Below are 7,085 nucleotides of genomic sequence, written 5' to 3'. Positions count from 1 at the left end.
CCCACTACTCGGCACGTTCCGACGCATTACTCACCCGTTCGCCACTCGTCAGCGGAGCAAGCTCCCTGTTACCGTTCGACTTGCATGTGTAAAGCATGCCGCCAGCGTTCAATCTGAGCCAGGATCAAACTCTTCAGTTCAATCTCATAGCAAATTTCTGGCACGCAAGATCAAAGAAAATAACAAGTATTTCTTGTCTTGCAGTGCAAGTATTTGGCTTTCGCCAAGTACTCACACCTATCGGTTATTCTGTTTTTTAAAGAGCGGTGCAGGTCGCTGCGTTTCGTTTCCGTCGCTGCGTTGTCTGCTGAGGAGGCGAACTATACGCCCGCGGCCTGACCTCGTCAACACCTTATTTTCAAAATATGCGCTGTTTTTACAGATTTCATCGCAAGACATTGATTCAAAAAAGAATAAAAACTGAAACAAATTGAATGTCGATGCTAACGTCCCGCCATTTGCTGGTGACTACCGGGATTTCCCGGCAGGAAAATCGTGCAGGATGGTCAAATCAGCAAATCATTTCGCCGTTTATACGCATTTTTCATTTTTCTGCTTACTGACAACAACCCCTTCTCGATTTCTGGATAGAAAGCGAGGCTCCCTTTCAGGGAAAGGGCGGGGGGAAAGGGGAATCGATGGGAAGGCTGCGGAATTAAATGCTTGGTCGGAAGGCCCGGCATTGCCGGGTCCAGTACAAACGCAGCAAATAACATTGTCAGCATCCTGAACAGCGCCCGCTGGGCGCTGTTGTTTGCGGAAGCAGATAGGGGCTTACAGTACGTAGCGGGCCAGGTCTTCACGCTGGGACAGCATGTCCAGCTTGCCATCCACATAGTGCGCGTCGATCTTGCAGCTGCCACTGCGCGCATCGAAGGAGACTTCTTCCAACAGTTTTTCCATCACGGTATACAGACGGCGCGCACCGATGTTTTCGGTTTTTTCGTTCACCTGCCAGGCTATCTCGGCCAGGCGACGAATACCGGACTCCTCGAATTCCAGCTCCACGCCTTCGGTCGCCAGCAGTGCCTGGTATTGGCGGGTGAGGCAGGCATCGGTGCTGGTGAGGATTTGCACGAAGTCGTCCACCGACAGCGAGGAGAGTTCTACCCGGATGGGCAGACGGCCTTGCAGTTCCGGGATGAGGTCGGACGGCTTGGACAGCTGGAAGGCGCCGGAGGCAATGAACAGGATGTGGTCGGTCTTGACCATGCCGTATTTGGTGGTGACGGTAGTGCCCTCCACCAGCGGCAGCAGGTCGCGCTGCACACCGGCGCGGGAGACATCGGCGCCCTGCCCTTCCGAGCGGCTGGTGACCTTGTCGATTTCATCGAGGAAGACAATGCCGTTCTGCTCGACGTTCTTCATGGCTTCGGCCTTGAGTTCGTCTTCGTTGACCAGCTTGGCGGCTTCTTCGTCGATCAGCAGCTTGAAGGCTTCTGTCACTTTGAGCTTGCTGGCCTTCTTCTTGCCGGCATTCATGCCCTGGAACATGTTTTGCAACTGGCTGGAGAAGTCTTCCATGCCCGGCGGAGCAAAGATTTCCATCTTGGACTGCGGCGCAGCCACTTCGATTTCGATTTCCTTGTCGTCCAGCTTGCCCTCGCGCAGCATCTTGCGGAATTTCTGCCGGGTGTGGCCGTCTTCGGGCTTGCTGCCTTCGGCTTGCGGTTCGCCAAAGAAACCGGGGGCGCTGCGTGCCGGTGGCAGCAGTACGTCGAGGATGCGGTCTTCGGCGGCATCTTCAGCGCGCACGCGGTTGCGCTTGATGGCGGCGTCGCGGGTTTCCTTGATGGCGACTTCCACCAGGTCGCGGATGATGGTGTCGACGTCGCGGCCGACATAACCGACTTCGGTGAACTTGGTGGCTTCCACTTTAATGAAGGGCGCGCCGGACAGACGGGCCAGGCGACGGGCGATTTCGGTCTTGCCGACGCCGGTGGGGCCAATCATCAGAATGTTCTTGGGGGTGATTTCGCTGCGCAGCGGCTCGGCCACTTGCTGGCGACGCCAGCGATTGCGCAAGGCAATGGCGACGGCGCGCTTGGCGGCGTCCTGGCCAATGATGTGCTTGTTGAGTTCGTGAACGATTTCTTGCGGGGTCATTTGCGTCATGACGGTACTCCCGGCCACGCCGGCATGCCTGCGCTGGCCTGTGAATCTGTGGGAATGAAGGCTGGGTTTATTGCGCCGCCGGCTGGGTTTCTTCTCCCAGCGTTTCGATAAGGTGGTTCTGGTTGGTGTAGATGCAGATGTCGCCAGCGATTTCCAGCGACTTCTTCACCACCACGGCCGGGTCCAGTTCGGTATTTTCAAACAGTGCACGCGCGGCAGACTGGGCAAAAGCTCCGCCCGAGCCAATGGCGGCAATGCCTTGCTCCGGCTCCAGCACGTCACCGTTACCGGTAATGATGAGGGTGGCTTCCTTGTCAGCCACAATCAGCATGGCTTCCAGCCGACGCAGCATGCGGTCGGTACGCCAGTCCTTGGCCAGCTCCACCGCCGAACGCACCAGATGGCCCTGGTGTTTTTCCAGCTTGGCCTCGAAACGCTCGAACAGGGTGAAGGCATCGGCCGTGCCGCCTGCAAAGCCCGCCAGTACCTTGCCCTGATACAGGCGGCGGATTTTGCGCGCCGTGGACTTGATCACGATATTGCCCAGGGTTACCTGGCCGTCGCCGCCCAGCGCCACGCGCTCGCCGCGACGGACGGAGACGATGGTGGTTCCGTCAAACTGCTGCATGTTCTGTTCCAGTCTATTGAATGTGTCTGCGCCAGACTGACGCGTAATGTGCAATATGCAGCCATTCAGGGCGATTACAAGACAACCCTTTGGCACACATGGCTTATTGTGGTGAAGGCGCTACTGATCTTAATAATTGCTAATGATAATAATTTGCATTATCATTTTTTACCATGAATCTCCGACTCCAAACTACTGCAAACAGACTGCCCTCTGCGGCATTTCTGGGAAGCTGCAGCTTGCACGGGCTGGCATTGCTGCTGTTGGCAAGCTGGTTGGCCACCACGCCTCCGGTAACCCTGCCGCAGCTGGCCAGCCTGCCGGCCATGACCCTGGCAGCGCCCAGCGCGCCAGCGCCTTCTGCTGCGGTTCCGGTGACACCACCCAAGCAAAGCAAGCCAACGCCGGTAGCGAAACCGGCCACGCCCCGGCCTGTTGCCAAGACGGCAGCCAAGCCAACAGCGCAGCCTGTCGCACGTTCGTCCGTCGCGCCAAGCCCGTCGGCGGCCCCGGCGGAAACAAGCAACCATGTGGCGGCACCTGCTGCTGCACCTGCGGTGGCGACACCAGCCGCACCGGCGCCACAGGTACAGGAGCCCTTGTACCGCGGCGGCTATCTGAATAACCCCAAGCCGACTTACCCGCCGCTATCCATTGAAATGGAAGAAACCGGCACGGTGCGCCTGCGGGTGCAGGTGAGCGCCCAGGGCTTGCCGGTGTCGGTGGAGCTGGAGCACAGCAGCGGTTTTCCCCGGCTGGACCGCGCCGCGCAGACTGCGGTACGCGGCTGGAAATTCATTCCGGCCAAGCGTGGTGATGAAGCCATTCCTTATACCTTTATTGTTCCCGTCGAATTTTCCCTGAAGAACTTGCGCAAACCATGAAGCTACTGACTGTCTTTCAACAAGGGGACGTTGTGCTGAGCACGACGTTCATGATTCTCATTCTCATGTCTATTGCAACCTGGTCGCTCATTTTGCAGCGCGGGGTGCAGACTTACCGCCTGCGACGCGCCAACCGTCAGGCGGAAGCCGCGTTGTGGGATGCGCCGGACTGGTCGAGCGCCGAACAGGCACTGGCTGACTCCACCGCGCCGATGGCGCATATCACCCGTGAAGGCCTGGCCGCGCTGCGCCATCACCAGCAGCATGCCGAACGTTCTCTGGGCAAGGCCTGCGATCTGAACGAGTTTGTCACCCGCGCCATCCGCAAGGCACTGGCACAGGAAAATGCCCGTCAGGAAAGCGGCATGACCGTGCTGGCATCCGTCGGTTCGACTGCGCCGTTCATCGGCCTGTTTGGCACGGTATGGGGGATTTACCACGCGCTGGTGAATATCGGCACCGCAGGCCAGGTGAGCATTGCCACGGTGGCCGGCCCCATCGGTGAAGCGCTGATTGCCACTGCGGCAGGCCTGGCAGCCGCCATTCCCGCGGTATTGGCTTACAACACGTTTACCCGTACGCAACGGGTACTGTCGCAGCAGCTGGACCATTTTGCCCATGACCTGCACGCCCAGTTGCTGACCCAGCCGGAGTCTGGCCATGGCATTCGGTAGTTTCGACAAAGGGCCCGGCGCACCCATGGCCGAGATCAACACCACCCCACTGGTGGATGTGATGCTGGTGCTGCTGGTGGTATTCATCATTACCGCGCCGCTGCTGACCAATAGCGTGAAGCTGGACCTGCCCCAGGCTGCCGCCGCGGCACATCAGGACAAGCCGGAGCAGATCCGCCTGTCCATCAATGCCGCCGGTGCCTTGTTCTGGAATGACCAGCCGGTCAGCCAGAGTGCCCTGGCCGCCCGCTTTGCCGCTGCCGTGCAATCCAACCCCAAGGTGGAACTGAACTTGCGCGCCGACAAGAGCGTGCGCTACGAGCTGGTGGCCACCACGCTGGCCACGCCCAGCAAAACGGCATCAGCCGCATCGGCTTTCTGACCGAAGCGCCCTAGCCGCCACCCACCGCTGTCCTGACAACCGGCCCGTCACGGGGGTGGCTGACCGGTTGTTGTACTCCCCTGTCCTTGTCTGCTGCACCCCATGCTGCCCACTCAGCATGCGGGAACGGCTGCGTCACGCCCATGCGCAGACCGGGACTTTGCTTTCTGCAGTTGCTTTCTGTGATTGGCACACAATAAAAGAGGATTAAATGAAACAAAGCTTGCAACAATCGCCTCACCTTGCGCAGCGCAAGCTGCCCACACGCGTGGCAGTCGGCATGCTGGCGGTGGCACTGAGCCCCAGCCTGGCACTGGCGGCAGAAACCGGCCAGACCCTGGAGACGGTTACCGTGGAGGGCGAGGCCCCGGTACGCGACACCTACAAGACGGAAACCACCAGCATTGGCAAAACCAAGCAGCAGCTGCGTGACATTCCGCAATCCATCACCGTGGTAAACCAGCAACTGATGCAGGACCAGGGCGTGGCCACGCTCAAGGATGCGCTGCGCAACGTGCCGGGCATCACCTTTGCAGCGGGTGAAGGCGGCCGCAGTGGCGACCAGGTGGTGATTCGCGGCTTCTCCGCCGCCACCGATACCTATCGCGACGGCATGCGTGACATCGGCCAGTACAACCGCGATGCCTTCAACGACGAAAAGGTGGAAGTCCTGAAGGGTGCCAGTTCCATGCTGTTTGGCCGTGGTTCCACCGGCGGGGTGGTGAATCAGGTCAGCAAATCGCCGTATCTGGGTAGCAAGCTGGAGGGCGACCTCACCATCGGCACCAATGACTACCAGCGCGTGACGGCCGACATCAACCAGATGACCGGCGATCACTCTGCAGTACGGCTGAACCTGATGGACACGCACGACGGCAGCGACCGCGGTGCAGCCAAAAACGAGCGCTGGGGCATTGCGCCTTCCGTCGCATTTGGCCTGGGAGAGCCCACCACCGTGGTGCTGTCCTACATGCATCAGGAAGAAAACAATGTGCCGGACTACGGCGTGCCGTACAACTCGGTCACACGCCAACCCTTGAGCGTGGATCGCAGCAAGTTCTACGGTTTGACAGTGACTACGAAAAGACCAGCGCTGATATCGTCACCGCCAAAGTCACCCACGATTTTGGCAATGGCACCGAGCTGAGCAACCAGTTGCGCTATAACCGCTTCTGGCGTGATGTCAGCCCCACCGCGCCACGCCTGGCCAGTAGCGACACCAGTGCCACCGGCCTGATGCGCCGCAGCAAGCCAATGCGCGACGGAGTGGACCAGTCCGTCAACAACCAGACCGACCTGACCACCCGCTTTGCTACGGGTGACATTCGCCACACCCTGCTGACCGGGCTGGAACTGACTTACGAGCTGTCTGACACCAGCCGTTACGCCCTGCTCAATACCCTGCCCACCACCACCATTGGCAACCCGGTATCCTCCACCGCCTACAACGCGGCCCGCTATCGCAGCAGCAATACCAAGTTCCAGGCCAGCGACATTGCCCTGTACGGCATGGACACCATCGAACTGACCCGGCAGTGGAAAGCGGTGCTGGGTGCACGGTTTGACCGCTTCGAGGGGGATTACAATGTGCGCGGCTTCAATTCCAACGGCAGCGTGAACAGCAGCAACACCTACGACCTGTCGCGCACGGATAATGTGTGGAGCTGGCGCAGCGGCCTGATCTGGCAGCCGGACATGGCCCAGTCCTACTACTTCAGCTACGGCACCTCGTTCAACCCCTCTGGCGAAACCTATTCGCTGGACAAGGCTACCGCCAAGGTAGACCCGGAAAAGAACCGCAATATCGAGCTGGGTGCCAAGTGGGACTTGCTGGATGGCGATGCCAGCCTGCGTGCGGCACTGTTCCGCATTGAAAAAACCAACGAGCGCAATACCGACCCGGACGACACCACGCTGGTCACCTTGTCCGGCAAGCGGCACACCAACGGGATTGAACTGGAAGGCAGCGGCCGCCTGACCGAGCGCTGGGAAATCTTTGCCGGTGTCACCTTCATGGATTCCAAGATCGACAAAGCCGCACCCGGCCTGAACAGCACCACTGGCAAGATGCCACGCTACACACCGCGTGCCACCGGCAATATCTGGACCACCTACAAGTTGACCGACCAGATTACCGGCGGCATTGGTGCCACCTACGTGGGCAAGCGCTATGCCAACGAGACCAACACCTTGTATCTGCCGTCCTACACGGTGGCCAATGCCATGCTCAGTTATGAAACCAAGCATTACCGCCTGCAGTTGAACCTGAACAACCTGGGCAACAAGACCTACTACGACGGTGCCTATACCGGCCATGCCACCGTGGGTACCCCACGCGAAGCACAGCTGACCATCGGCCTGAAATACTAAGCCTCTGCGCCGGCCGCGCCTCACTGCGGCTG

Annotated in this window: 8 protein-coding genes and 1 rRNA gene; 5 read left to right on the top strand and 4 right to left on the bottom strand. The window is 59.5% G+C overall.

What is annotated here, in order from left to right; translation table 11 throughout:
* From AWT75_RS13615 to hslV, 4 genes are all read right to left on the bottom strand, one after another.
* Positions 1–140 (bottom strand): 16S ribosomal RNA (locus tag AWT75_RS13615); the annotation flags it as partial.
* A gap of 366 nt (positions 141–506) precedes the next feature.
* Complete coding sequence (locus AWT75_RS21325) at positions 507–716, bottom strand: hypothetical protein (RefSeq protein ID WP_153013336.1); 210 nt, start codon at positions 714–716, stop codon at positions 507–509.
* A gap of 58 nt (positions 717–774) precedes the next feature.
* Positions 775–2,115: an ATP-dependent protease ATPase subunit HslU gene (gene hslU, locus AWT75_RS13610; RefSeq protein ID WP_062789603.1), complete on the bottom strand. Its 1,341-nt coding sequence runs from the start codon at positions 2,113–2,115 to the stop codon at positions 775–777.
* 67 nt (positions 2,116–2,182) lie between these two features.
* Positions 2,183–2,743, bottom strand: coding sequence for an ATP-dependent protease subunit HslV (gene hslV, locus AWT75_RS13605; protein WP_045848450.1), 561 nt, complete (start codon positions 2,741–2,743; stop codon positions 2,183–2,185).
* A 239-nt stretch (positions 2,744–2,982) separates the two neighbouring features.
* On the opposite strand from hslV, the gene AWT75_RS13600 reads away from it, so the two are divergent.
* The 5 genes from AWT75_RS13600 (at position 2,983) to AWT75_RS22960 (ending at position 7,053) form a co-directional block, all read left to right on the top strand.
* Positions 2,983–3,627, top strand: a complete 645-nt coding sequence (locus AWT75_RS13600; protein WP_045848457.1) for an energy transducer TonB — start codon at positions 2,983–2,985, stop codon at positions 3,625–3,627.
* A gap of 65 nt (positions 3,628–3,692) precedes the next feature.
* On the top strand, positions 3,693–4,301 hold the full coding sequence (locus tag AWT75_RS13595) for a MotA/TolQ/ExbB proton channel family protein (RefSeq protein ID WP_231588933.1): 609 nt from the start codon (positions 3,693–3,695) through the stop codon (positions 4,299–4,301).
* Positions 4,288–4,683 carry an ExbD/TolR family protein gene (locus AWT75_RS13590; protein ID WP_239689589.1) on the top strand — a complete coding sequence of 132 codons (396 nt, stop codon included), beginning with the start codon at positions 4,288–4,290 and terminating at the stop codon, positions 4,681–4,683. Before AWT75_RS13595 ends, AWT75_RS13590 begins: the two co-directional genes overlap by 14 nt.
* A 211-nt stretch (positions 4,684–4,894) precedes the next feature.
* Entirely contained in the window at positions 4,895–5,830 is a 936-nt protein-coding gene (locus AWT75_RS22965; RefSeq protein ID WP_239689588.1) for a TonB-dependent receptor, read from the top strand.
* Positions 5,782–7,053, top strand: coding sequence for a TonB-dependent receptor (locus AWT75_RS22960; protein ID WP_239689591.1), 1,272 nt, complete (start codon positions 5,782–5,784; stop codon positions 7,051–7,053). Before AWT75_RS22965 ends, AWT75_RS22960 begins: the two co-directional genes overlap by 49 nt.
* The last annotated feature ends 32 nt before the right edge of the window (positions 7,054–7,085 follow it).

The organism is Aquitalea pelogenes (assembly GCF_001515305.1).
In the GTDB taxonomy this organism is placed as follows: domain Bacteria; phylum Pseudomonadota; class Gammaproteobacteria; order Burkholderiales; family Chromobacteriaceae; genus Aquitalea; species Aquitalea pelogenes.
Note: the sequence above shows the minus strand (reverse complement) of the source record. Positions and strands in the feature narration are given on the sequence as shown.

Excerpts from the sequence above, each read along its gene's own strand:
- AWT75_RS21325 (WP_153013336.1), bottom strand. The coding sequence starts at position 716 with ATGTTATTTGCTGCGTTTGTACTGGACCCGGCAATGCCGGGCCTTCCG.
- hslU (WP_062789603.1), bottom strand. The coding sequence starts at position 2,115 with ATGACGCAAATGACCCCGCAAGAAATCGTTCACGAACTCAACAAGCAC.
- hslV (WP_045848450.1), bottom strand. The coding sequence starts at position 2,743 with ATGCAGCAGTTTGACGGAACCACCATCGTCTCCGTCCGTCGCGGCGAG.
- AWT75_RS13595 (WP_231588933.1), top strand. The coding sequence starts at position 3,693 with ATGTCTATTGCAACCTGGTCGCTCATTTTGCAGCGCGGGGTGCAGACT.
- AWT75_RS13590 (WP_239689589.1), top strand. The coding sequence starts at position 4,288 with ATGGCATTCGGTAGTTTCGACAAAGGGCCCGGCGCACCCATGGCCGAG.
- AWT75_RS22965 (WP_239689588.1), top strand. The coding sequence starts at position 4,895 with ATGAAACAAAGCTTGCAACAATCGCCTCACCTTGCGCAGCGCAAGCTG.